General features: G+C 53.7%; 1 rRNA gene. It reads left to right on the plus strand.

The annotated features are described in order from the left end of the window. Positions 1-242: ribosomal RNA gene (locus M3610_RS27865) — 16S ribosomal RNA — on the plus strand; the annotation flags it as partial.

The raw sequence follows: 242 nt of genomic DNA on the forward strand, positions 1-242 counted from the left end.
CCGCAAGGCTGAAACTCAAAGGAATTGACGGGGGCCCGCACAAGCGGTGGAGCATGTGGTTTAATTCGAAGCAACGCGAAGAACCTTACCAGGTCTTGACATCCTCTGACACTCCTAGAGATAGGACTTTCCCCTTCGGGGGACAGAGTGACAGGTGGTGCATGGTTGTCGTCAGCTCGTGTCGTGAGATGTTGGGTTAAGTCCCGCAACGAGCGCAACCCTTGATCTTAGTTGCCAGCATT

This window comes from Neobacillus sp. MER 74 (genome assembly GCF_023714155.1).